Source organism: Sporolactobacillus caesalpiniae, assembly GCF_040513385.1.
Lineage (GTDB): Bacteria > Bacillota > Bacilli > Bacillales > Sporolactobacillaceae > Sporolactobacillus.
Genome location: NZ_JBEVCB010000001.1, coordinates 210,746 through 235,531, shown reverse-complemented (window position 1 = coordinate 235,531; position 24,786 = coordinate 210,746). Strand labels below are relative to the sequence as shown.

Below are 24,786 nucleotides of genomic sequence, written 5' to 3'. Positions count from 1 at the left end.
CTCATTAACGTCTTCCAAATGAAATGAACGTAATGCCGCCTTTGTCAATACGTTCGCGAATCCATCTTTTTAAACGTAGGATCAATAGGATTCTAAGCTTAGGGATCAGAAGCAGGAGCCCGGCGCTATCACTGATTAACCCCGGGGAGCAAAGCAGCAATCCCCCTATAAGGAGACAGGCGCCGTCTAGAAGTGATTCTGCCGGCACTCTTCTTTGACTAAGATCATCATTAATTTTCTGCAAAATGATAAATCCTTGACGTCTTACCATCCAAATACCAAAAATAACAGATAGTAAAAGAATTAAGATTAGATTTAATCCGCCAATCAGGCTGCCAACATAGATCAGTGCGCATACCTCGGCGAACGCATAGAGTAACAACGTAATCAAAATCATTTTTGGCAATGTCAACCCTCCTACAAATTTATGCCTGATCCATTACGCTCATAATCAGCGTGTGCAGCTCTTTATTCTTTCTTCTGATCGAAACCGGGCGCAGTGACAAATCTGTCCAACAATGAGAGCTGGAACCCTCTACAAGCAATTTTCGATCCGTCTGTCTATAGATTTTGTAATCAAATATCATTTTAATACTGTCATACGTTCTAATGGACGTCTCAACAAGGATTGTATCATCATACAGTGCGGGCGTATGATACTGCACATTGATGCCGAGAACCGGCATCATTAGTCCTTCTTCTTCAATTTTCCGATAAGATATCCCTGCTTGTCGAACAAAATCAGTTCGGGCAATTTCAAAATAATTCACATATTGGCTGTGATGAACAATACCCATTTTATCGGTCTCATTATATCGAACAACGATCTTGGTCGTGGATACATTCATAGTTGAACACTCCCAAAATAAAATTTAAGAGAAGGCACATAGCGCGCCTTCTCTTATCATAAATGATGAAACTCAAGAATAACAATGAAACGTTAAGGGATATCTGTCCCCGCACACGAATTATGCTTCTGTCACTACTTCGCCGACTTGATGAACACGCATGATGTTCGTCTTGCCTGAAGCTGCAACAGGAAGTCCGGCAGTGATCACGACAAGATCTCCGTCTTTTACAAGTCCGGTTTTCTTGCCGCTGTCAACAGCGATTTCAAACATCTCATCAGTTGATTTTGCAAGTTCGCTCAATACCGGCGTTACGCCCCAAGCAAGGCACATTTTGTGCGCAACACGTTCAGAGCTTGTTACCGCGATAACTGGAGCTTTCGGACGGTAGTGTGATACAACGCTTGCTGTATAACCGCTCACCGTTGCCGTGATGATTGCGCCAACGTTAAGATTCAAAGCTGTGTGTGCTACTGCTTCGCCAATAGCTGCCGTTACGGTAGGTTCACTTGAATCGCTCAGATGCTTAAGAATACCCTTGTAGTCAAGTGCTGATTCAGCCTTCAAAGCGATATTGTTCATTGTTGTTACAGCTTCTACTGGCCATTTGCCGGATGCAGATTCACCGGAAAGCATGATTGCGTCTGTTCCGTCGAAAATAGCGTTGGCAACGTCACTTGCTTCGGCACGTGTACAACGTGGGTTGCGGATCATCGAATCAAGCATCTGTGTAGCAGTAATAACTGTTTTGCCTACTTTGTTGCACATTTTGATCAAATGTTTTTGAACGAGCGGAACATCTTCCGGTGGAATTTCAACACCAAGGTCGCCACGAGCGATCATTAAGCCGTCGGACACTTCAAGAATTTCTTCAATGTTGTCAACAGCTTCTTGGCTTTCAATTTTAGGGAAAATATGAACATCGTTAGCGCCGTGTTCTTTGCACAGGTTGCGAATGTCGTTAACATCTGACGCATGGCGAACAAATGAAGCAGCGATGAAGTCAATGCCTTCGCCAATACCAAAGACAATGTCGTCTGCGTCTTTTTCAGTCATACCTGGAAGGTTGATGCTGACGTTAGGCACGATGATACCTTTTTTGCTCTTTAGAACGCCTGTGTTCAAAATTTTGTTATGAATGAGTCCGGCTTCTTTGTCGATACCCGTTACTTCAAGTTCAACCAGGCCGTCATCAATCAAGATCTTCGAACCAACATGAACGTCGTCAATCAATTCTGCATAAGTAATAGAGAATTTGTCGGCAGTTCCGGCAACTTCAGTCGTTGAGATATCAACCGATTTGCCTTCTTCAAGAAGAACTTCCTTAGTAGCCATATCATGTGTACGGATTTCCGGTCCTTTTGTGTCAAGCAGGATGCCGATCGTTTTGCCAGTGATCTTCATTGCTTCACGAAGGTTAAGTACTTTTTGATGGTGTTCTTCATGGTCACCATGTGAGAAATTGAAACGTGCAACGTTCATTCCTGCGTTAATCATTTTTACAAGCGTTTCGACCGTATCACTTGCAGGTCCCAGTGTACAAACAATCTTTGTCTTTTTCATTTAAGTTATTCCCTCCAGCATTTTATATGGATAATTCTTTTGCCAACTGATACAGATCCTTGTTGAATTCATGCTTTTTCGTGAGCAGATCAAGGATGTCATGAGCTACAATCTTATTATCTTGAATGGCGATCATTTTGCCCTTGTCGCCGTTCAAAAGCAATTCGACAGCCTTATTGCCCATTCTGGCTGCCAATACGCGGTCAAAAGCGGATGGTGATCCTCCACGCACAACATGTCCTAATACGGTCACACGCGTATCCATGTTAGCCTTGGCTTTAATTTCATCGGCAATTTCATTAGCGTGACCCACACCCTCGGCCAGAACAATAATATTGTGCCTTTTCCCACGTTCAATACCACGATTCAGCCGTTCAACAATTGTGCTTATTTCTTCCTTTGTTTCCGGAATCAGTATTGATTCTGCACCATCGGCAAGTCCGGACCACATGGCAAGGTCACCGCAATTACGGCCCATGACTTCAATAATAAACCGTCGTTCGTGGGAAGTGGCCGTATCACGGATCTTGTCGATTGCGTCGATAATCGTGTTTAAAGCAGTATCAAATCCCAGTGTAAAATCAGTGCCCGGAATATCATTATCAATGGTTCCGGGGATGCCGATCGTAGGGAAGCCGAGCTGTGTCAGTTTGACACCGCCCATGAATGAGCCGTCGCCACCAATAACGACAAGTCCTTCAATACCAAATTTCTTCAACTGCTCAATCGCAATAGCACGACCTTCTTCAGTCTTGAATTCTTCACAGCGAGCTGTGTAAAGAATGGTACCGCCACGCTGTACGATATCGCCGACGTCTGAAACTTCAAGCTTCTTGATGTTGCCGGTAATCAAACCTTTGTAGCCATGATAGATCCCGTAAACTTCCACTCCGCGGTAAATTGCCGACCTTACAACAGCGCGTACCGCCGCGTTCATTCCCGGCGCATCGCCGCCGCTTGTCAGAACGCCAATCTTTTTCATCACAACAATCACCTCATTTTAGTGTTCCTTCTATTGCCTATCTGATGAATAGGAAAAAATTGAATGATTCGGTTGCTTTTCCTGGACTGTGTCATAATTGCCGACCGCACGATACTTGGCTAATCGCTGATTACGAACTTGGTCTGCGCTCAAGCGACTTAACTCCTTCAACGACTCAATAATGGCATGATCAATGAGTTGCGCCTGTTTTTCCGGATCATGATGAGCACCGCCCAAAACCTCCGGAATCATTTTATCAATAATACCAAGTTTTTTCAAATCGAATCCGGTAATTTTCATCGTTTTTGCTGCTTCTTCTGCTTTACCGGCATCCTTCCACAACAAAGCTGCCGCCCCTTCCGGGGAAATTACGGAATACCATGAATTCTCCAGCATTAAAATCTGATTGCCGACACCGATGGCGAGTGCGCCGCCACTTGCTCCTTCGCCAATAACGACGCAGATCACCGGCACGGAAAGCCAAGACATTTCAAATAGATTTCGGGCGATTGCTTCACTCTGCCCGCGTTCCTCTGCAGTCTTGCCCGGGAAAGCGCCTTTTGTGTCAATAAAAGTAATAATTGGACGATGAAACTTGTCCGCTTGTTTCATCAGCCGAAGTGCTTTGCGGTAACCCTCCGGATGAGGACTGCCAAAATTTCGCATTATATTTTCTTTTGTATCACGCCCACGCTGTTCCCCAATGATTGTCACCGGGTATCCGTGAAATTTCGCGATTCCGGCCACAATCGCTGGATCATCGCCATAAAGACGATCACCATGGCACTCAACGAAATCCGTAAACAAAAGCGGAATATAATCCAGTGTGGTCGGGCGATCCAGCTTTCTCGCAATGCGAACGCGCTCCCATGGAGTCATGCTGCCATAGGTCTCTTTCTCAAGCGCTGCAAGGCGTTCCTGCAAGTGGTTCAGCTCATCAGAAAGATCGATGCCTTTCTCGTCCATAAACTGCTTTAATTCCGAAATCTTTCCTTGAAGCTCAAGAATCGGCTTTTCAAAATCTAATTCCGGTCCCATTCCTCGGCACCTCCTTCAGAATGAATCGACAAGACTTGCCGCAACACATTTCTCAACTCGGATCGAGGAATCACTTGGTCAAGCTGACCGTGTTTCAAAAGGAATTCAGCAGTTTGAAAATCGTCCGGTAATTCCTCACCGATTGTCTGCTCAATAATGCGACGTCCGGCAAATCCAATCAATGCGCCGGGCTCAGCAAAATTGTAATCGCCTAGAGAAGCAAAGCTCGCCGAAACACCACCGGTTGTCGGGTGGGTCATTATGGAAATATAAAGTCCGGCATTTTCACTGAACGCTTTTAGAGCCGCGCTTGTTTTCGCCATCTGCATCAAGCTGAGCACGCCTTCTTGCATACGCGCGCCTCCGGATGCCGAGAAAATGAGTACCGGAAGTGCGTTTTTATCGGCATATTCGATCATTCGCGTGATTTTCTCGCCGACAACCGAACCCATACTGCCCATTCGGAAACCTTTATCCATGATGGCAACAGCACATTCAAAGCCTTCAATCCGACCTTTTCCGGTCCATACAGCTTCATTCAGTTTGGTTTTCTTACGGTCCGACTCCAGCTTGTTCATATAATTAGGAAACTGAAGAGGATTGAGTGAAACCATATCTTTGTCGAATTCCACGTATGAATCTTGATCAAAGAGCATCACTGCGCGATCATGGGCACCTATTGGATAATGATACCCACAGGATTGGCAAACAAACAGGTGCTTTTGCAGCTCTTTTACATACATAATTTTCTTGCATTTCGGGCATTTGCGGACAATGCCCTCAGGAACATCCTGCCTCGCTTTCGCGGACGGGACAGTTGCGTACTTTTTTTTCTTAGTAAAAAAGTCCTTCATCAAGTATATCACCCTCTTACTTTGTCAAAGCTGTAATTTCACTTTGCGTCACAACATGTCACTATTTCTTCACGTATAATTCATGGAATCGTCGATTATTCACTCAGGCAGTCAATTTAAATAAATAAAATAGAATAATTCATAAATCATTGAGTATCGACATGTTTGCATTGTCCGGACCATCCGAAAAAAAATTCCTAAACTTCACCATTATAACAAACGTTCTGTAAAAACATAAGCAACAGGCAGACAATGCAGAAAAACAGCAGTTATATAAAGGTTTTTCGCCCGACCGCTCGTCACTAACAATTATTTCTGAAGCTCATCACGCTTAATCATCACATTGTTCTCTCCAAGAAGCGTTCGCATCGATTCAACGAAATCCTTGGTTAAACAAACTGCAAATTTCGGAGCAAGCTCGATTGTTTTGCGGCTGTCCTCATAATAAAGAATGACGCGATGTTGACCCGGTGTTTTCTCAATTGCCGACTTTACATGCTCAAGTAATTTAGAATGATAATGTGCGCGATCAATTTTCAGAAAAAGAGTCGCTTGACGCTCGGATAAATAGTTGTTCAGACTAATCGCCCGCATTAAGATCAGTTGCGGTGTGTTTCTCTCTTTTCCCACTGAACGTTTTGCCTGAATAACAACCATTTCTCCATCCCGCAAGAGTTCCTTAACCTTTTCATACGATGTGGGAAAACAAACGGTGTCAATTGTACCTGTTTCATCTCCCGAAGAGAAGAATGCCATTGACTGTCCCGACTTTGTCCGTATGCATTTTACCTGTTCCAACCTGACGGCCAATGTGGTTAATGTTCCTTCCGGAAGCTTTTCTGCGGTACTAACCGTCACAAATGCTTCCGGCAAGCGGAATCGGTATTCACTAATTGGATGCGCGGTCAAGTAAAATCCCAGCGTTTCACGTTCATAATGCATTTTTTCTGCGGCGCTAAGCGGCGGTACATCCATGTAATCTTCATCATTTGTTTCAGGCATAAGCAAAGATGTCTGTCCGCCATTAAGCTTCTGCTCCTCTTCACCTAAACTTAATGCACGATCAAGTGTCGCAAGCAGTACAGCTCGATCAACGTCGAACTCGTCAAACGCACCGGCGAAAATCATCGATTCAATCGCTTTCCGGTTGACCTTTCGTGCCGGGACTCTGCGGCAAAAATCATAAAGACTCTTATACGGTCCGTTTTTTCGTCGTTCCTCAACCAATACGTCAACCGCGCCGTTTCCTACATTTTTGATTCCCGATAAGCCAAACCGTATCATCTTTCCAAAAGGTTCAAAGCTGCTCAAGCTTTCGTTTACAGAGGGAGGCAACAATTGGATTCTTCGACTTCGTAATTCGCGGATCGCTGCCTCTGTCTTATCCGAATTACCGATGATTCCGGTCAGATGGGCAGCCATAAACGCTTGAGGAAAATGCGTCTTTAAATAAGCAAGCCAGTAGGAGACAAAGCTATAAGCTACAGCGTGGGAGCGATTAAAACCATAATTCGCAAATCTAACGATTAGACTAAACAGCTGGACGGCAGTTGCTTCTGAATAGTGATTTTGTTTACATCCGGAAACAAATGTCTTTTTTTGCGCTTCAAGCAGTTCACGCTTTTTCTTGGCGACCGCTCGGCGCAGGATATCCGCTTGACCAAGTGAATAACCGGCCATTTGCACGGCAATCTGCATGATTTGTTCCTGATAAACCAACACACCGTAAGTCGGCTTGAGAATCGATTCCAAATCGGGATGCGGAAAGGCAACTTTTTCTTCTCCATGTTTTCTGCGCACGTATTGGTCAATAAATTGCGCCGGTCCTGGTCGATAGAGTGCAATAACAGCCACAATATCTTCAAATTCAGTTGGTTTTAATTTACGGAGCACCTGTCTCATGCCGTCTGATTCCAATTGAAAGACGCCCATTGTATCCCCATCGCTTAATAATTCGAATGTTTTCGAATCGTCAAGTGGTATCGATTCAATGGTCAGTTGACGGCTTTGAGATGTCGGGATCCTTTGGAGAACCTCTCGTATAAAGGTTAAGTTGCGCAAACCAAGAAAATCTATTTTTAACAAACCGAGTGATTCTAGGATATCCATCGGATACTGTGTGATCGGAATACCATCATGACCTTTTTGGATGGGAACAGATTCAGTCAGTGGTTGATCGCTCAAAATCACACCTGCCGCATGAATGGATGAGTGTCTGGGTAACCCTTCAATGCGGCGGGCAAGTTCGAACAGGTCACTTGCCTCCGTTGAAGCGCGCACGAGAGTCTTTAATTTTTCCGACTCCTGAAGCGCCTTATCCAGAGTCATTTTCGGCACACCTGGAATCAATCGAGCCATCCGATCAATAACTCTCGGATCACTTCCCAAGACTCGGCCAACATCACGGATCGCCGCTTTCGCCGCCAAGGTTCCGAATGTGATAATCTGAGCCACATGTGTGCGACCGTACTTATCAAAAGCGTACTCAATCATTTTGTCACGATCAACATCAGGAAAATCCAAATCAATATCCGGCATGGTTACACGTTCCGGATTCAAAAATCGTTCAAAAAGCAGGTGATACTTAATGGGGTCGACTTCAGTAATCTTTAAAACATAAGCGACGAGCGAACCTGCGGCGGAACCGCGTCCGGGACCAGGCATGTAGCCCGATTTTCGAGCGTGAGCAACAAGATCAGCAACGATAAGAAAATAATCATTAAAGCCCATTTTCCCAATAATGGACAATTCGTAGTGCAGTCGGGTTTGAATTTGACCCGTAACCACCGGGTATCTTTCCTTCACACCTCTGACGCAGGCCGCGCGCAGCATCTGCTCGGTGCTTACCCCTTCTGGGAGCGGAAACGCGGGAAATCGGACACGATCAAACGAAAAGGTTACCTGGCACTTTGCAGCGATTTGCCCGGTCAGCGTCACTGCTTCCGGTATATCGCTAAATATGCGTGTGATTTCATCCGTTTTTTTTAATGAGAGATCGCGGCTGTTCTGGGGTTTTTCGGCTAATTTCAATCCGTCTCGTATACAAGTTAAGCAGGTGTGTGCTTTGGCGTCCTCTTTATTTAGGTAATGCACACTGCTCGTTGCAACAAAAGGAATCGAATGCCGCCGACCAAGTTCACGTATGCCCTGTTCACTCTTTTGGTCATTCCCGTCTCGCTGCAATTCGAGAAAAAAGCGATTGCCGAAGATGGTATGGAGCCCTGCCACCAATTGATTTGCCCGATCATCATTACCCGAGGCGATCAATCGGTCAATGGGGCCGTCAAAACCGCCGGAAAGCGCGATAAGTCCTTCCGCATAGTGCTTCACCTGCGATAAAGGAACGCACTCACTCTTATTCATCTGAACAAGAGACGCAAGTTTGACAAGATGCTGATACCCTAAATTATTTTGTGCAAGCAAAATAAGCGCAGGTATATCTTCTGAACGCTTCGATCGCGCCATCTTATCATTGTTCATTCCATTATCTAGGGACAATTCCATTCCAATCAGCGGATGTATGCCCGCTTTTATGCACGCGCGATAAAAAGGGATGACGCCGTACATCACGTTTCGATCGGTCAACGCGATTGCTTTTTGACCAACAGACTTAGCCAGATCAACGAGATCATTGATCCGGCACGTACTGTCCAATAAACTAAATTCACTATGCACATGAAGATGTACAAATGGCATGCGTTCGTACTCCTTTTTCAACGCAGATTCAGGAGATTCTTATCGAGTTGTCAGTCATCTCGATTACTCGCACAGTTTGCGCAAATCGGCGATCAATTGATCTGCTTCTTTCCAACTTTTAACAGTAGCGCCGGAAGCCATCGGATGACCACCGCCATTATATTTTGCAGCTAACTCATTAATTGACGGACCCTTCGAACGAACTCGAGCGCGGATGACTTGATCCTCTTCCGAAAAGAGTACCCAAGCTTTAAGGTGCTCGACATTAGAAAAACAATTGACAAGTGCAGATGCGTCAGAGGCATTCAATTCATAAGAATGAATGAGATCTTGAGAAAGCTTCACAAAACCAACACCTTCATCAGTCAGCGAAAAATGTTCAAGAACATAGCCGTTCAAGCGCGCTTGTTTCAGACTGCGCTGATATAACTGGTTAAAGAAGGATTGACGATCAAAGGGCAGCTTTACAAGCTCGGACGCCGCAAGAAAAGTCTCGGAAGTCACGTTGCTGAACTGGAATCGTCCCGTATCGCCGACAATTCCAGCGAAAAGCAGTCGTGCGGCGTCTTGCGTCATTGTGAGCTCAGGATGACTCCGATAGATTGCAGCGATCATCTCACTCGTTGAACTCGATTGGGTATTCACCCATTCCGGTTTTCCATAGGAGTCAACAATCGGATGGTGGTCAATCTTAATTAGATGCGCGCCGGATTCATACCGGTCATCGGATATCCGTTCTCGATTCGCTGTGTCACAAACGATTACCAAAGCATCTTTATAAACCGCATCATCAATCTGATCCATTTGAATGAGAAAACGCAAAGATTCCGATTCTTCGCCGACCAGATAAATAGTTTTTTCCGGGAAGTTGTCCCGAATAAGGCAAGCAATTCCTCCCTGAGAACCAAGTGCGTCGGGATCCGGACGGACATGTCTATGTATGATTATCGTTTCATACTGTTTTACCAAATTCAATAGTTCATCAATCACTGAAAATCATCCTCCAAAAAGCTCGCCATGAATTCAAATGACGGCTGACCCTTGTTAATAACGGTCGATAAATTGAGCGTTTAATAACGCTTTTCCGCAAAGTTGTCCATCAACAAACAATTCAATGTCCATCTTTCCATTTCTTCGTGTCATTTCAAGAATCTTCAGATGGACGGTCACTGTTTGTTCCAATTGAACGGGTTTGAAAAAGTAAAACGATAAATTGTCCACAACCAAATCACTGCGGCGTAAATGATTCAGCACGCGTCGACAAACGGTTGTAATCATCGACGTCATAACCCCGTGAGATACCGAACCAAGATAGTCGCTCATTTGCGGAGTAACATTGAATTGGAACACATAATTATTGTCTTCTGAGTAATCCTTCAGCTGAGACGAAACAATATCTTCAATCGTTTCTCCCATCTGCGGCTGTTGCTGAATCATCTGCAGTGCTTTAAGTACATCGCGACGCGTAATCATTCCAAGCAGATGCTGTTGTTCATCAACAACCGGCAGGCCATCAATACCTTCCCAAATCATGCGGTGAGCTGCGGCAGCTACTGAGGTTGTCGGATTGACAACCAAGGGCATTGAGGTCATAACTTCCTCAATAGTATGCACGTCCTGATCCCGTATGATATCTTTCATCGCAACAATACCGATCACTTTCATTTGTTGATCAACGACTGGGAAACGGCTGTGCGCTGTGCTATGGTTCAGCTCATGCCACCGTTTTGGCGAGTCATAACCAAAAACAAACTGTGTTTCTGAGAATGGGATCATAATATCTGAAACATGAACAATTTCTTTTTTTATTAGCTGATCGTAAATCGCTCGGTTGATCTTTGCCGCAACGGTGAACGTATCATAAGAAGTTGTAATCACCGGAAGATGCGTCTGATCCGCGAGCAGTTTCACACGCTCGCTTGTATTGAAACCGCCCGTAATCAGCACTGCGGCCCCTTCTTTAAGTGCATACTCGTGGACTGATTCACGATTTCCGACAATCATTAAATCATTAGCACCGATATACCGCTTCATTGCATTAATCTCCATTGCGCCGATCACAAAATGATTCAATGTTCGCGACAGACCCGACTTACCGCCGAGAACTTGTCCGTCAACGATGTTGACAACCGTATCAAAAGTCAGCTTTTCAATACTTTCCCGAGTCTTCCGTTCGATTCGAATCGTGCCCACACGCTCAACGGTACTGACTAATCCTTGATTCTCCGCATCCTTGATGGCACGATAGGCCGTACCTTCACTGACCTGAAGAATCTTTGCCGTCTGACGGACAGAAATTTTGCTGCCGATTTCAAGATCCGCAATATACTTTAATATTTGATCATGTTTTGTTTCCATTTCAATCGCTCCAAACAGCCTTTACAGGTCTAGTGTTTGACCAGGCGTCAAGACATGTCCATGTCCGTCAAGCTGATCTGCGAACTTGCCGGCATCTTGAGTGATGACGGGAAAAGTATTGTAGTGAATCGGCACCACGTTTTTTGCTTTGAGCCATTTCGCCGCCTGCAACGCATCCTCCGGTCCCATTGTAAAATTATCGCCAATCGGCAGAAATGCAAGATCAAGATCATTTTGTTCACCAATTAACTTCATATCGGAAAAAAGTGCTGTGTCTCCCGCATGATAAATGGTCTTTCCATCAAGTTTCAACAAAAAGCCAGCCGGCATGCCCGCATAAATAATTCGCTTCGTTGCGGCGTCCGTAATGCTTGATCCATGAAACGCTTGCGTCATTTTGACCGTACCAAATGGAAATTCATAGGCGCCGCCGATCGACATGCCATGAACAGTCAGCCCTCTCCAGCTGAAATAAGTTGCAAGCTCCGCAATAGCAATAACAAGCGAGCCATCCCGTTCAGCAATCGGCTGCGTATCTTCACTATGGTCGCCATGCCCATGGGTCAGCAAAATTGCGTCAACTTTTGGCAAATCATTGATTGACACGGGGGTTTGCTGATTACCGCTAATAAAAGGATCAATTAACAAATTCGCTTTTGCTGTTTCTATAAGTACTGTCGCATGTCCGATATAGGTAATACGCACCGTTTATTCACTCCTCATTATAGAATGTTTGTTCGTTTATTATCAATAGAAAAGAAAGTTAGATTGATTGATTGACAAAACGCTCATGCGCCCGATTTGAACTTCCTTATATTATACACTACCTGATATGCTCTTCGCATAAAAGGACTGCCAGTAATTCACGCAGATGCCATTCATGTACTTTTCCAATCAAATCCAATAAGATTCATCCACACACGTCAAGATTGTGATACATTAGAAGTATTACTATGGATGAAAGTGGAGTGACCTTAATTGTCAGACAAAATGAATCAAATTGAATCATGGTTGAGAAAACAAGAGGGACGGTTCGCGTATATCGCAGATCCGACAAATGTTTTCTACCTTACTCATTTTAAATGCGATCCACATGAACGCTTTCTCGGCTTATTTCTTTTTCCGGATGATGAGCCGTTCCTCATTTGTCCGGAGCTTGAGGTTGGTCAGGCATGTGATTCCGACTTCGGTCATGAAGTGATCGGCTATCGAGATGATCAGGATCCGTGGACGTTTGTTAAGAAAGCGTTGGCTGCCCGCCGCACTGATTTCACCACGGCATTTATTGAACCCAGCACATTGCCTTATAATAAAGCACTGGCACTCAAGCAGATTGATGAACACCTTTCGTTCCAATCCATTGAGGATTATCTTGCTGACATGCGTAACATTAAAGACGAGCACGAACTTGCAGCCATGAAAAAGGCGGGAGAAGTCGCTGATTATGCAATTAAGCTCGGTATCGATGCAATTAAAAAAGGTCGGACCGAAACAGCGATCATTGCCGAAATTGAGCATGAGCTGGCAAAACAGGGGTACACCCAGATGGCTTTCGATACCATGGTGCTTGCCGGAGAAAACACGGCAAAACCGCATGGCTATCCGGGAACACGCCAGATTCGCGAAGGCGATTTTGTCCTATTTGATCTTGGTGTTGTCATTGACGGTTATTGCTCTGATATTTCACGAACTGTGTGCTACAAACACGCTTCTGATGAACAGCACAAAATCTATGAAACGACCTTGCAAGCGAACTTGGCAGCGATCAAAGCGGTTCGCAAAGGTCTGCGTATCGGCGATCTCGATGGTGTTGCACGTAAAGTCATTGCTGATGCGGGCTATGGGGACTACTTCACGCACCGTCTCGGCCACGGTCTTGGTCTTGGTGAACACGAGCAACCATCAATGAGCTCGGCAAACGACAAGACATTGACTACCGGTATGGTCTTCACGGTAGAACCAGGTATCTATGTACCTGAAATTGGCGGCGTCCGTATCGAGGACGACGTTTATCTCAGCGAAAATGGTCCGGAAACACTGACACATTACCCTAAGGATCTTCTAATTGTTGACTAATTTTGTTTATAGTGAAAGAAGGAGCCTCAATCATGAGGCTCCTTCTTTTTTTCTATACAGTACCTATTAAACAGCACAAGCAGAATCTCACTTCATTTTTTGATGCTGCTTGGACAGACGAACCGTGTCTCTAGCAATCATGACTTCTTCATTGGTTGGTATCACCATAATTTTGACTTTGGATTTATCCGTATTGATGAATGTTTCCTGACCGTTAATTTTATTCTTATCCGCATCCCAATCAATACCCATAAACCCGAGTCCTTTAAGTACATGTCCGCGCACCTCAGAACTATGTTCACCGATTCCAGCCGTAAAAATAACTGCGTCGACTCCGTCCATTTTCGCTGCAAACGAACCAATATATTTCTGTATCCGTTCCACAAAAACGTTAATTGCCAGCTTGGCGCGTTTATTGCCCCGCTTTGCTTCTTTTTCAATATCCCGCAAATCGCTTGAGAAACCTGAAAGACCAAGCAAGCCGCTCTTCTTGTTCAGCACATTAATGACTTCGTTCGCATTCATACCCGTTTTATCCATGATAAATGGAATGAGAGCCGGATCGACATCCCCCGAACGTGTTCCCATCGTCAATCCTGCAAGCGGCGTAAATCCCATTGATGTGTCAATCGATTTGCCGCCTCTGACTGCAGTAATACTGGCACCGTTTCCAAGATGGCAAGTGATCAAGCGTAATTCCTCAATCGGTCGTTTAAGAAGTTCAGCTGCACGGTAAGCGACATACTTGTGACTCGTGCCGTGAAACCCATACTTTCGAATACCGTATTTTTCATAATATTCATAGGGAAGACTGTATAAAAAAGCCTCATTCTCCATACTTTGATGAAAGGCGGTATCAAACACAACAACTTCCGGCACATTCGGCAGTACATCGCGAAAAGCGCGAATACCAACTAGGTTCGCTGGGTTATGAAGAGGCGCCAGTTCGGACAAATCTTCAATTTTTTTAATAACATCATCAGTGACCAGTGCGGAATCGTCGAATGCTTCTCCCCCATGGACAACACGGTGGCCAATCCCTTCAATTTCTTTCAAAGAACGGACAATTTTCAAATCAGTGAGTTTATCGAGCAGTATCCTTACCGCCACTTCATGATCTGAGATTGAGGCGATTTCCTGCTGCTTTTCACCATTAACACTAATTGTAAAAATCGAATCCGACAAACCAATACGCTCAACCGAGCCCTTGGTTACCAGATGCTCGGCAGGCATATCCAGAAGCTGAAACTTCAGCGATGAGCTGCCGGCGTTGATCGCGAGAATTAAAGCCATAGTCGATCACCCTCTCGTCTTCTTAAACCGAACGGTGCAGAAACCAATGATCTAGTTGCTGCATGAATTTGCGCATCTTCACTTCATTAGAGAAGTCAGGCATTTCCGCGAGGAGCGCTTGTTTGGCATGTGTTTGAGTTCCAGACCTCTTCTGCATCAATAGAATGCTCTTTGCTTGCTCACCCTTAGTGAACAGAGAAACCGGAAGCTGGATCAATGCAAGAATTGTAGCATTTTCGTGAATAAAATCATGAAAGACATGATCCTGATCATCAGAGAATAGATGGTTAGGCACCAGCGAAAGAAAATAGCCGTCGGTTTTCAACTTGCGCAAACATTGTTCCACAAATAAGAAATGTGTCAGCGGCTTTTCAGCCACATCCTTCAGTGCATATGTCTTCGCAGATTCTTGATCAGGATAAATACCAATAGGAACATCGCAAACAACAAAATCAACCGGATCGATCAGTATTGGCTTCAAACCATCTTGATGAAACAGCTGGATTTCTTTCTGCTGCAGATTGGCGTTCGAAGCCGCAAGCCTGATTAACAAAGGATCCGCATCAATTCCATAAGCTAAAATGTCATCGGTTTCAGACTGATTCATGATGCCGGTTAACAGATTTGCCGATCCAACCGCCGGATCAAGGATCGAGAATGGTTTCTTTCCGGCAAGCATTGCAATCATATGACCGATCAGAATCACTATGGTGTCCGGTGTCATTTCATGATTGGGTTGCGGGGAGGCTTTCATGCCTTTCAACATTGCAAGCTGCAGCGCCCGTCTCACATCCTCCGCTGTCACTTTCTGACTATAATAACGATCATAAAGCGGCTTTAACTTGCCCAATAATTCTTCGTCCTTGATCTCGTCTTGAGCTAATCCTTCGACTGCCTCACACAAGGTGGTCAGATAATCCGTTTCCCTTATTTTTTTTATGAATAATGTTGTTTGATCAAAAACTGAAAAGAGTTCACTAACTGTTGTTGTCTGCAAAACGATTTCCCCCAAATGTATGAAGCGCTTACATTGTATATTATACAGCTAAGCTGAAAAAATTTCCTTTCTCATTAAAGGATTGATTACACATATTTGTCCAAAAGATAATACTTTGACTCATTAACTGATTAAAAATATGTATACATAACAGAAACAGGATACCCAAACTCATCAACGCGGATACCCGGATTGTGACTGCCTGCCCATTTTTCATTCGTTCTCCACCAGCGTTCATACTTTCCATAGCTTCTATAGTTAACTATAGACTAAATCTCCGAACAGAGCAATTGTCACACAAACGCGCGACAAACGGATAAAATCTGTCTTTATAATTACGTGATTACGGAATGATTCGTTTCATTTTTACCTTGAAAAGAAATTATTTTTTATGTTTTTGACTTGTCAGGGAAATTTGATTCGATGTGCCCGTACCCAGTACAATGAAATCATTTCAAGCTCATTCATCCAGTTTTAAAACAATAGGACTTATTAAACCTCCTCTTTATCCTAAGAAAAACCGGGCAAAAAGCGCCCGGTCCTTACTTCCGCAGGATGTGATGACTTTCGCTAAATGCGGTTTTGAATCATCAAGCTTGTCTTGAACAAACAGTTCTAGTTCATGAATCATTTTGATCCTTGATTAAGTACCGTGGCCGGAATAAAATAAGCGGAGATTTTCCGGCTATTTGCATCATGGCGCTTGTTTTACAGGTAAATAAGGGTAATTTTTCCGCTTATGTACGGAAAAACCCTCTATTTTCACGTTTTTCGATGCGATAAACGGAATTTTTCCGTCTATTCAAGCTATTTTTTCATTAATTTTCTAAATAAGCGGAATTTTTCCGTTTATTTCTTAGATTTGGCGCTTACCTAATCATCCATCCGAATCTTATGACCATATCGTCGTACCGGCAAGGCAAAACGATAAACTTTCTTTACCTGGAAGAAAAACCGAGCAAAGCCCGGTCCTTTGCCATTAACCTTGTGCTTGTGCAACACTCCAGCTGCTCGCTTGCCGCAGGCGATCCGGGAGCCTCCTCGAACAGACTGATGTCTGCGGGGCAGGCGTCTCGCGCTTTCGTGTTTGGTTTACACTATTACTAAGCCAAAAATTTTTTACTTTCTTATCTTGAAAAAAAATCAGAATGACGCATAGCGCTCATTCTGATTTACCAAATTGTATCTGTTAGAATTCTTCGTCCTGCCATTCGTTGCGGCGTTTCTTCCGCTTTTGAGCACCGCCACCGCCACCCACACCGTTTTTCTCAATAATTTCTTTTATTTTATCAATGGTTTGCGGTGCGAGATCAATCAGACGCTCATATAAATGAGTGTTGTTATCTAAATGAATGGTCTTAACGCCTTCATCTCCGATAATCAAAAAGGCGATTGGCGTAATGGACACCCCTCCGCCGGTTCCTCCGCCGAATGGCAGGTAGGCCTCGGTTTCTTCGCTTGGTTCTTCATCTGGATTTTCATTTTTTGTGTTAAATTCACTACCGCCGGCAACAAAGCCGAATCCAACCTTTGACAAAGTGATAATTGTGTGCCCGTCTTCTGTTTCGATGGGATCTCCGACAATCGTGCGCACATCCACCATAGATTGGAGGCTTTCAAGCGCGGTCTTCATCAATCCCTGTATTGGATGATCTGCCATATGCTTAACCTTCTTTCAATTGGCGTCTGATTTTCTTGATCATAGCTATAGCGTCTCCGATCCTCACTTGAAACATGCATGATAAGTCTGAGTTCAAGCATTTTCTCTGAAACATCGGCACCACATTGATCCTTGGACGGTCTGAACTAAGCGGAGCAATCCATGGCATCGTTGAAGCTTTGATCGACCAGATAGTACCACAAAGAAGTGCGGTTTCTGAAGCATCGCCCGTACCGCATGTCGTAATCCAAACCAGATGGCTGATTTTAATCTTCCCACTCGGAACGGTTCGCAGTATGCGGATTATCTGCTTTAATTTACCATACAACGCTTCATCGTCTACTTCATCGTCAATTTGCTGTTTATCCAACTTCTTCACAGTCGATTTGTTTTTCGTTTTTCCTTTGGCACGCCTCAATTGGTATGTCCAGACTTTTCTTCGCCACAAATAGATGTCTGCATACCATTCAAAACGGTGCGATCCGATCAAACATTTGACGCATAAAGTGAGCGTGCTTCTCAAAATCAAAAAAATGATAAATACCATGAGACCCACACTTACTCCCGACAAAATAATGAACAGGCGCACCGTAAACGCTCCTTTTTCGTTCCTTTTTATACAGACCGCCAATGGAATTCAACTCAGTAACCGACTACCGAGTTGCATCAATGTCCCGGACGGCCTCATTGGAAAAAGTGACCATACGTTCTATGACCTCTACCCTTTTTGGGCAAGGTACACTGTTCCGAGGTAGTTCACAACTAGTATCCGGTAAATCCGCCAAAAACATACAAAAAGCCCAAGAGGATGTATCCTCCCGGGCTTTTGGCATTCGCTCACTCTATGTCTTTCGCCTTTTCTCGTTGGAATTCACTTTTATCACGGTGCCGTTGTTCCAGCACGCGAAGTACGCGGTCAAATCCAACCTTTTGTTCGCGAAGCATGACGAGGGTGTGATAAATAACATCTGAAACTTCCCATTCAAGTTCTGCAACTGAACGATTCTTCGCAGCAATGATAACTTCTGATGTTTCTTCACCAATCTTCTTGAGGATCTTGTCGATGCCCTCATCGAATAAGTATGTGGTGTACGTACCCTGCGGACGCTCTGCTTCGCGTTTCGCGATTACATGCTCCAGTTCAGCAAGAATTTCATAACGATCCGCTCCCGCAGCCGCCGCTTCCTGCTTGTCGCTCTTCTCCGGAACGAAGCAGCTGTATTCACCTGTGTGGCAAGCAGGGCCTGCAGGGTCTACCTTGACAAGCAATGTATCGGAATCGCAGTCAATTGCCCAATCAACAATTTTTTGCGTGTTGCCTGAGGTGGCGCCTTTGTGCCACAATTCTTGACGTGAACGGCTGAAGAACCAAGTCTCTCCGCTTTCCAGCGACTTTTCGATTGATTCCTTGTTCATGTAAGCCATCATCAAGATTTCTTTGCTCTGCGCATCTTGAACGATCGCAGGTATAAGTCCATTTTGATCAAATTTTAACGTTTCAACGTTCATCGTATTGCCACTCCCTTTTGTTTTAGGAAAGATTTAACAGCTGATACTGAGGTTTCTCTATAATGAAAAATTGAGGCAGCAAGCGCAGCATCCGCTTTGCCTTCTTCAAAGGCGTCAAGAAAGTCAGATGCCTTTCCGGCACCTCCCGAAGCGATAACCGGAACACCAACCGCCTCACTGATCTTACGCGTCACATTCAGTTCAAATCCGTTCTTCTCTCCGTCTTGATCCATACTTGTGAGCAAAATTTCTCCGGCGCCTAATTCGACTGCCTTCTTTGCCCATTCTATCGCGTCAAGCTGTGTTTCTTGTTGTCCGCCATGAGTGTAGACCTTATATGTACTTGATTTCGGATCCCATTTTGCATCGATGGCGCATACAATGCATTGATTACCGAAAAAATCGGCGCCTTCCTTAATCAAGCCGGGATTCGCCACCGCGGAACTATTCAGTGAGACTTTGTCAGCTCCGGCACGAAGCAACGTTTTAATATTATCGAGTGAACGGATGCCGCCACCGACTGTGAAGGGAATGTTGAGTTTAGCAGCAACTTGCTTCACAACTTCAACCATTGTATTTCTTCCTTCATTGGAAGCTGAAATATCAAGAAATACAAGTTCATCCGCTCCCTCGCCATTATAAAACATCGCGAGTTCGACGGGATCGCCCGCGTCACGCAGCTGAACGAACTGTTTGCCTTTGACAACGCGCCCATCTTTTACATCCAAACACGGGATAATACGTTTTGCAAGCATCAGTTTTTCACCGCCTTTATTACTTCGCTGAGTTCGATCTGCTTCGTATAAAGTGCCTTGCCGATAATTGCCCCGCTTACCCGGTGATTGTGAATCATCTGTTTGATTTCGTCAAGTGTTGTCACACCGCCGGATACGACAACGGGCTTGCCAATTTCTTCGGCCAACTTTTCAACTGCGGCTACGTTAGCTCCCCGCAGTGCTCCGTCTCTCGAAATGTCGGTATAAATAAAATGCTCGGCACCCTCCTGAATCAGCTGCTTAGCAAGAGCAGCCGCGCTAAGATCGGAGACCTCGAGCCAGCCGCGTACCGCGACCTTGCCGTTCTTCACATCAAGACCAATGGCAACAGATTCCGGATATCGATGCAGCGCCTGTTTGCAGAATTCCGGATCGCTGATTGCTGAGCTTCCAAGAATTACGCGCTTGACACCTTGGTTTAAGTAGATCTCCACGGTTTCAATCGAGCGAATTCCGCCCCCAACCTCAATGTTAATCGGAACCTCCGCAGCCATGCGAGCGATCAGTTCCTGATTGACCGGTCGCCCCGCCTTTGCGCCATCAAGATCAACAACATGGAGCCACTCGGCGCCTTGCTCGTAAAAAGATCGGGCGACGTCAATCGGCGCCTCACCATAAATGGTTGACTGATCATAGTCGCCTTGAAAAAGCCGTACACATTTTCCATCAATTAAATCAATCGCAGGATAGACAGTGAACATCAGCACATCTCCTTTCCGCAGGAACACGTACCGCCTTGTTGTCGGACAAACTTCAGGTAGTTTTCTAATAGTGACTGGCCAAATGACCCACTTTTCTCAGGGTGAAACTGAGTACCAAACACGTTGCCCTTCCCAACGACCGCCGGTACTTTACGAAAATAATCCGCTGCGGCGATCAATGTCTTGGGGTCTTCAAGATCTGCGTAATAGGAATGCACAAAATAGACATGATCCGGCTTTAATCCGCTAAGCAAGCATGATTCAGGGGCTGTAAATGAGAGCGTGTTCCACCCCATATGCGGCACTTTATAGCGCTCGCCTTCTTTTGACGTGCCTGAGAACCGGGTTATTCTCCCTGGGATGAGTCCCAATCCTTTAGTCAGAACGCCCTCCTCACTTTCATCGAAAAGCAGCTGCATACCGAGACAGATTCCCAGCAGCGGCTTGGACTGTGCATATGTTCTGAGATAATCACTCAACTTTTTCTCATTAAGTAAGGCCATTGCGTCTTTAAAAGCGCCCACACCCGGCAGAATCAATCCATCTGTTTTATCCAGTTCGTTGGGTTCATCACTGATGATATAAGATTGTTCCAATCTTTTCAACGCCTGGCTGAGGCTATACAAATTGCCCATGCCATAATCTACGATTCCGATCATCCCAGCGTTCCTTTCGTTGAAAGAACCCCTTGAATTCTTGGATTTTGAACAGTAGCCGCGTCAAGGGCGCGCCCGAGTGCTTTGAATACAGATTCAATCATATGATGTGTATTTTCACCATAACGAACCGTAACATGAAGGTTCATCTGAGCTTCAATACAAAGCTTATCGAGAAATTCCTTCACGAGTTCCGTATCGAATGTGCCGACCTTTTGAGACGGAAATTGACCGTTGAAAACAAAATAAGGACGGCCGCTCAAATCAATAGCGACCTCTGATAGTGCCTCATCCATTGGAACAACGGAATAACCATAACGATTAATACCTGACTTATCGCCGATTGCCTGACGAATAGCTTTTCCAAGACAAATAGCTATATCTTCTGTCGTATGATGATCGTCGACATCTGTGTCACCATGAGCGTCCACATCAAGCGAAAACAGGCCATGCTTCGTAAATAAAGTAAGCATATGTGTGAGAAAAGGTACACCGGTTTCAAGATGTGATTCGCCGTTTCCATCAAGTGCGAATTTTAATTTAATTTGCGTTTCAAACGTGTCGCGTTCGACATAGCCTGTTCGATTATCCATGAATCACAGCACCCTTCATCCGTTTTTCTACAGCACGCGCGTGGCCTTCAAGTCCTTCAAATCGTGCAAAGGCGGCGATTGCCTGTCCGTTTGCCTGAAGTGCCTCATCGCTGTATTCAATAATACTCGAGTGTTTGATAAAGCTGTCCACGCCAAGCGGGCTGGCGTAGCGTGCCGATCCGTTGGTTGGAATAATATGATTCGGGCCTGCGAAATAATCGCCAACCGGTTCGGAACTGTATTTTCCAAGAAAAATAGCTCCGGCGTTACGGATCAACGGTAGGATTTCATGCGGATTATTCGTCGCTAACTCAAGATGTTCGGGCGCGATTTGGTTAACCGCGGCTGCTGCTTCCTGAATATCCTTGGCGAGTATTATTTTCCCTTGATTGTGTACGGATGCAGAAGCAATTTCGACACGCGGGAGCTCTTTAAGTTGTTTTTCAATTTCCTGCTCGACTTCTTTTCCAAAAGCCTGTGAAGTTGTCACAAGAACCGGCATTGATAAACGATCATGCTCTGCCTGAGACAACAGATCAGCTGCGATCCAACCTGCATTTGCAGTCTCATCGGCTACCACGGCTATTTCACTAGGTCCGGCAAGACTGTCAATGGCAACATCACCAAATACATGCTTTTTAGCAAGCATGACATAAAGATTACCTGGACCGACAATTTTATCTACCGGCTGGATCGACTCTGTTCCATAGGCAAGCGCGGCAATTGCTTGCGCTCCGCCGACTTGGTAAATTTCATGAATACCGATCTCACGGGCGGCGGCAAGCACGCCATCAGCGATCAGGCCGTTCTTTTGAGGCGGGGAAACGAGCACGACGCGTTTCACACCTGCAACAAGAGCAGGAATGGCACCCATTAGAACGGATGAAGGATAGCAGGCTGTCCCGCCCGGCACATATACCCCAACTGAATCAAGTGCAGTCACTTTTTGTCCAAGCACAACACCTTGATCAACAGTCTCGGTCCATGACTGAGGCACTTGTTTCTCATGAAAAGCACGGATATTTTGCGCCGCCTGCTTGATCGCTTTCAACACTTGCTCCGGCACGCGCGCTGCTGCCTCGCGTATCTCACTCTCAGTTACGCGAATGGATTCCAACGCAATACCGTCAAATTGCTTTGTGTATGCCTTGAGCGCTTCATCTCCACCTGTTTTCACGTTGGAAATAATTGACGCAACAGATTTTTGCGCTTCTTCTTTAGCTTCCACTTTTCTTTTTTTCAGAAAGTCCAAATTTCCATCTTTAATCCATTCCAACTTTTGTCCCCTCCGTTGCCCTGATCATCTTTTCTACGATTTGATCGATCAGTGATTTTTTCAGCCGATAGCTGACCGGATTGACTATCAGCCTTGAGCTGATCTCAAGAAGTCTGTCAAATTCCACGAGTCCGTTATCTTTAAGCGTTTGTCCCGAGGAAACGATGTCGACAATCGCATCGGCGAGCCCGACAATCGGCGCCAGTTCAATCGAACCGTTCAATGCGATCAGATCGACCTGTTCGCCGCGCTTGCGATAAAAGTCGGACGCTATGTTCGGATATTTTGTGGCAATCTTGAGGAACGGATGGCGATTCTGGCGTTCCGGTAATCCGGCGACTGCCATGTGGCATTTGCTGATACCAAGATCAACCATTTCATATACATCTCGCCCACTTTCAAGCAGCACATCTTTTCCGGCAATACCAAGATCTGCCGCTCCATACTCAACATAAGCAGGCACATCGACAGGTTTTGCCAGAATAAAGCGAAAGGGCTCGGATTCCAAATCAAAGATCAGCTTGCGTGTTGTTTCAAAAGTATCGGGAAGCTGAAAACCGGCATTTCTTAAAAGCTGACACGCGTCGCCGAAAATCCGTCCTTTAGGCATGGCAATTGTAATAACCGATTTACTCATTCTCCTATCTCCGTCCTATCCAAAAAATAATTAACCGCTTCAAATTGCTGCTCAAAGGTCTCAGGATTGTCAATCCCATCAGCATGCTGAAGAACAACCGCGCGGCCTTTCTCTCTTTCTTCAGCTGCAAACCGCATCGCAATTCCGGCATTTTCACGATTATAGATCACAGCGCTTTTCTTGCCTGCGGGCTTGCCTGCCGGGATGTCGATCGCACTCAAAAGCCGATCAAGGCGAATACCGAATCCCGTTGCCGGACATGGGCGGTTAAATTTCGCCAGCAAATCATCATAACGCCCGCCGCTTGCAACCGGAAAACCAAGATTCCCCCCAAATCCTTGGAAAACAAATCCCGTATAATAGCTAAGATGCGGCACAAGGGTTATATCCAAATCAATTTGACCTTCTAAATGATCCAATTTCAATAAATGTATTAGCTCCATAATATTCCGATAATATGATTGTACCGGCGATGCAGATCCGGATACCAAGGATTCCAAATAGGTCAATGTCTCTTCGTTATTCATTCTTCTTGAATCGACGAACTTATTAAGTTGTTTTGCGACGTCACTCGGCAAGTTCAAAGAAGTGACGTATTCATGAAACCCGACATCATTTTTATTGTAAAGCAGATTACGAAGATGCTTCACAATTTTCTTATCCTTAACAATATCATAGAAAAAAGCATTCACGAAGCCGACATGACCGACAGCTAATCGTACCGACGCGAGTCCGCTCTTCTCCAATAGACTCATCATCAAGGAAATCACTTCAACATCTGCATATGGCGTTGCGTCGCCGATTAATTCCGCGCCAGTCTGTTCGAACTCGCTCGGGTGACCGCCCTCTTTTCGCTGACTGCGATAAAGGTCGGCCGTGTAAGCCAAACGAAGCGGCAACGGTTCTTCACGCAAGCTCGATGCAGCAATTCGAGCAATCGGTGTTGTCATATCGGGACGCAGCACCACCGGATGACCCTCTGCATCTAAAAATTTAAAGAGACGATTATCAGAAATCGCCGACGCACGCCCAATCGTTTCCGCGTATTCCAAAGCCGGTGTTTTAATAAAATCATAACCCCAACGTTGCAGCTCACGCTGAAAAATTATTTCTAATCTCGATATTTCCTGCTCCGCCTGCGGCAATGTGTCGCGCAATCCGAGCGGTTTCTCAAACATATATGGCTGTGACATAAATTTTTCTCCTTCTCGCAGTTCTCTCTATTTTATTATGTATGATAGGACTAAAAAAAGAAACCTCTATCGCTTTATCT

At 45.1% G+C, this 24,786-nt stretch carries 22 protein-coding genes and 1 pseudogene; 1 reads left to right on the top strand and 22 read right to left on the bottom strand.

The window, feature by feature from the left end:
• Window positions 1-4 precede the first annotated feature (4 nt).
• The 10 genes and pseudogenes from ABWW58_RS01070 to ABWW58_RS01025 all read right to left on the bottom strand — a co-directional run bounded on the left by ABWW58_RS01070 (window position 5) and on the right by ABWW58_RS01025 (window position 12,044).
• Window positions 5-397 (bottom strand): FxsA family protein, encoded by a 393-nt coding sequence (locus ABWW58_RS01070; protein WP_353867847.1) that lies wholly within the window; start codon window positions 395-397, stop codon window positions 5-7.
• A gap of 28 nt (window positions 398-425) precedes the next feature.
• Entirely contained in the window at window positions 426-848 is a 423-nt protein-coding gene (locus ABWW58_RS01065) for an acyl-CoA thioesterase (protein WP_353867448.1), read from the bottom strand.
• Window positions 849-974: 126 nt separating this feature from the next.
• Window positions 975-2,411, bottom strand: a pseudogene (pyk, locus tag ABWW58_RS01060) (pyruvate kinase); the annotation flags it as partial.
• Window positions 2,412-2,433: 22 nt separating this feature from the next.
• Complete coding sequence (gene pfkA, locus ABWW58_RS01055; RefSeq protein WP_353867447.1) at window positions 2,434-3,393, bottom strand: 6-phosphofructokinase; 960 nt, start codon at window positions 3,391-3,393, stop codon at window positions 2,434-2,436.
• 30 nt (window positions 3,394-3,423) lie between these two features.
• Window positions 3,424-4,431, bottom strand: a complete 1,008-nt coding sequence (locus ABWW58_RS01050; RefSeq protein ID WP_353867446.1) for an acetyl-CoA carboxylase carboxyltransferase subunit alpha — start codon at window positions 4,429-4,431, stop codon at window positions 3,424-3,426.
• Window positions 4,416-5,288, bottom strand: a complete 873-nt coding sequence (gene accD, locus ABWW58_RS01045) for an acetyl-CoA carboxylase, carboxyltransferase subunit beta (RefSeq protein ID WP_093671965.1) — start codon at window positions 5,286-5,288, stop codon at window positions 4,416-4,418. The genes ABWW58_RS01050 and accD overlap by 16 nt, the downstream gene beginning before the upstream one ends.
• A gap of 306 nt (window positions 5,289-5,594) precedes the next feature.
• Window positions 5,595-8,981: a DNA polymerase III subunit alpha gene (dnaE, locus tag ABWW58_RS01040; RefSeq protein WP_353867445.1), complete on the bottom strand. Its 3,387-nt coding sequence runs from the start codon at window positions 8,979-8,981 to the stop codon at window positions 5,595-5,597.
• Between the two features lie 63 nt (window positions 8,982-9,044).
• Entirely contained in the window at window positions 9,045-9,971 is a 927-nt protein-coding gene (locus tag ABWW58_RS01035) for a DHH family phosphoesterase (RefSeq protein WP_353867444.1), read from the bottom strand.
• 54 nt (window positions 9,972-10,025) lie between these two features.
• Complete coding sequence (locus ABWW58_RS01030) at window positions 10,026-11,339, bottom strand: DRTGG domain-containing protein (protein ID WP_353867443.1); 1,314 nt, start codon at window positions 11,337-11,339, stop codon at window positions 10,026-10,028.
• Window positions 11,340-11,360: 21 nt separating this feature from the next.
• On the bottom strand, window positions 11,361-12,044 hold the full coding sequence (locus ABWW58_RS01025; protein WP_353867442.1) for a metal-dependent hydrolase: 684 nt from the start codon (window positions 12,042-12,044) through the stop codon (window positions 11,361-11,363).
• A gap of 273 nt (window positions 12,045-12,317) precedes the next feature.
• Between ABWW58_RS01025 and ABWW58_RS01020 the strand changes: the two genes are divergently transcribed.
• The gene (locus ABWW58_RS01020; RefSeq protein WP_353867441.1) at window positions 12,318-13,415 is read left to right on the top strand and encodes a M24 family metallopeptidase; all 1,098 of its coding nucleotides are present in this window, start codon (window positions 12,318-12,320) and stop codon (window positions 13,413-13,415) included.
• A gap of 87 nt (window positions 13,416-13,502) precedes the next feature.
• Here the strand turns inward: ABWW58_RS01020 and ABWW58_RS01015 are convergent, their stop codons facing one another.
• The 12 genes from ABWW58_RS01015 to ABWW58_RS00960 all read right to left on the bottom strand — a co-directional run bounded on the left by ABWW58_RS01015 (window position 13,503) and on the right by ABWW58_RS00960 (window position 24,706).
• Window positions 13,503-14,708, bottom strand: a complete 1,206-nt coding sequence (locus ABWW58_RS01015) for an acetate kinase (protein WP_353867440.1) — start codon at window positions 14,706-14,708, stop codon at window positions 13,503-13,505.
• A gap of 22 nt (window positions 14,709-14,730) precedes the next feature.
• Entirely contained in the window at window positions 14,731-15,705 is a 975-nt protein-coding gene (locus tag ABWW58_RS01010; protein ID WP_353867439.1) for a class I SAM-dependent methyltransferase, read from the bottom strand.
• A gap of 1,189 nt (window positions 15,706-16,894) precedes the next feature.
• A complete protein-coding gene (gene ytfJ, locus ABWW58_RS01005) occupies window positions 16,895-17,365 on the bottom strand; it encodes a GerW family sporulation protein (protein ID WP_353867438.1) in 471 nt (156 codons plus the stop codon).
• Window positions 17,366-17,369: 4 nt separating this feature from the next.
• Window positions 17,370-17,954, bottom strand: a complete 585-nt coding sequence (locus tag ABWW58_RS01000) for a DUF2953 domain-containing protein (protein ID WP_353867437.1) — start codon at window positions 17,952-17,954, stop codon at window positions 17,370-17,372.
• A gap of 248 nt (window positions 17,955-18,202) precedes the next feature.
• Window positions 18,203-18,874: a bifunctional phosphoribosyl-AMP cyclohydrolase/phosphoribosyl-ATP diphosphatase HisIE gene (gene hisIE / locus ABWW58_RS00995; protein WP_353867436.1), complete on the bottom strand. Its 672-nt coding sequence runs from the start codon at window positions 18,872-18,874 to the stop codon at window positions 18,203-18,205.
• Window positions 18,871-19,629 (bottom strand): imidazole glycerol phosphate synthase subunit HisF, encoded by a 759-nt coding sequence (gene hisF, locus ABWW58_RS00990; RefSeq protein WP_353867435.1) that lies wholly within the window; start codon window positions 19,627-19,629, stop codon window positions 18,871-18,873. Before hisF ends, hisIE begins: the two co-directional genes overlap by 4 nt.
• Window positions 19,629-20,351 (bottom strand): 1-(5-phosphoribosyl)-5-[(5-phosphoribosylamino)methylideneamino]imidazole-4-carboxamide isomerase, encoded by a 723-nt coding sequence (hisA, locus tag ABWW58_RS00985; RefSeq protein WP_353867434.1) that lies wholly within the window; start codon window positions 20,349-20,351, stop codon window positions 19,629-19,631. Before hisA ends, hisF begins: the two co-directional genes overlap by 1 nt.
• On the bottom strand, window positions 20,351-21,010 hold the full coding sequence (hisH, locus tag ABWW58_RS00980; RefSeq protein WP_353867433.1) for an imidazole glycerol phosphate synthase subunit HisH: 660 nt from the start codon (window positions 21,008-21,010) through the stop codon (window positions 20,351-20,353). The genes hisA and hisH overlap by 1 nt, the downstream gene beginning before the upstream one ends.
• Window positions 21,007-21,600: an imidazoleglycerol-phosphate dehydratase HisB gene (gene hisB / locus ABWW58_RS00975; RefSeq protein WP_353867432.1), complete on the bottom strand. Its 594-nt coding sequence runs from the start codon at window positions 21,598-21,600 to the stop codon at window positions 21,007-21,009. The genes hisH and hisB overlap by 4 nt, the downstream gene beginning before the upstream one ends.
• Window positions 21,593-22,876 carry a histidinol dehydrogenase gene (hisD, locus tag ABWW58_RS00970; protein WP_353867431.1) on the bottom strand — a complete coding sequence of 428 codons (1,284 nt, stop codon included), beginning with the start codon at window positions 22,874-22,876 and terminating at the stop codon, window positions 21,593-21,595. Before hisD ends, hisB begins: the two co-directional genes overlap by 8 nt.
• Window positions 22,863-23,513, bottom strand: coding sequence for an ATP phosphoribosyltransferase (gene hisG, locus ABWW58_RS00965; protein WP_093671932.1), 651 nt, complete (start codon window positions 23,511-23,513; stop codon window positions 22,863-22,865). The genes hisD and hisG overlap by 14 nt, the downstream gene beginning before the upstream one ends.
• Window positions 23,510-24,706 carry an ATP phosphoribosyltransferase regulatory subunit gene (locus tag ABWW58_RS00960; RefSeq protein WP_353867430.1) on the bottom strand — a complete coding sequence of 399 codons (1,197 nt, stop codon included), beginning with the start codon at window positions 24,704-24,706 and terminating at the stop codon, window positions 23,510-23,512. Before ABWW58_RS00960 ends, hisG begins: the two co-directional genes overlap by 4 nt.
• Between the last annotated feature and the right edge of the window lie 80 nt (window positions 24,707-24,786).

Bases quoted from the DNA above. Each gene is read 5' to 3' on its own strand.
- ABWW58_RS01070 (WP_353867847.1), bottom strand. From the start codon at position 397: ATGATTTTGATTACGTTGTTACTCTATGCGTTCGCCGAGGTATGCGCA.
- ABWW58_RS01065 (WP_353867448.1), bottom strand. From the start codon at position 848: ATGAATGTATCCACGACCAAGATCGTTGTTCGATATAATGAGACCGAT.
- pfkA (WP_353867447.1), bottom strand. From the start codon at position 3,393: ATGAAAAAGATTGGCGTTCTGACAAGCGGCGGCGATGCGCCGGGAATG.
- ABWW58_RS01050 (WP_353867446.1), bottom strand. From the start codon at position 4,431: ATGGGACCGGAATTAGATTTTGAAAAGCCGATTCTTGAGCTTCAAGGA.
- dnaE (WP_353867445.1), bottom strand. From the start codon at position 8,981: ATGCCATTTGTACATCTTCATGTGCATAGTGAATTTAGTTTATTGGAC.
- ABWW58_RS01030 (WP_353867443.1), bottom strand. From the start codon at position 11,339: ATGGAAACAAAACATGATCAAATATTAAAGTATATTGCGGATCTTGAA.
- ABWW58_RS01015 (WP_353867440.1), bottom strand. From the start codon at position 14,708: ATGGCTTTAATTCTCGCGATCAACGCCGGCAGCTCATCGCTGAAGTTT.
- ytfJ (WP_353867438.1), bottom strand. From the start codon at position 17,365: ATGGCAGATCATCCAATACAGGGATTGATGAAGACCGCGCTTGAAAGC.
- hisIE (WP_353867436.1), bottom strand. From the start codon at position 18,874: ATGAACGTTGAAACGTTAAAATTTGATCAAAATGGACTTATACCTGCG.
- hisF (WP_353867435.1), bottom strand. From the start codon at position 19,629: ATGCTTGCAAAACGTATTATCCCGTGTTTGGATGTAAAAGATGGGCGC.
- hisA (WP_353867434.1), bottom strand. From the start codon at position 20,351: ATGTTCACTGTCTATCCTGCGATTGATTTAATTGATGGAAAATGTGTA.
- hisH (WP_353867433.1), bottom strand. From the start codon at position 21,010: ATGATCGGAATCGTAGATTATGGCATGGGCAATTTGTATAGCCTCAGC.
- hisB (WP_353867432.1), bottom strand. From the start codon at position 21,600: ATGGATAATCGAACAGGCTATGTCGAACGCGACACGTTTGAAACGCAA.
- hisG (WP_093671932.1), bottom strand. From the start codon at position 23,513: ATGAGTAAATCGGTTATTACAATTGCCATGCCTAAAGGACGGATTTTC.
- ABWW58_RS00960 (WP_353867430.1), bottom strand. From the start codon at position 24,706: ATGTCACAGCCATATATGTTTGAGAAACCGCTCGGATTGCGCGACACA.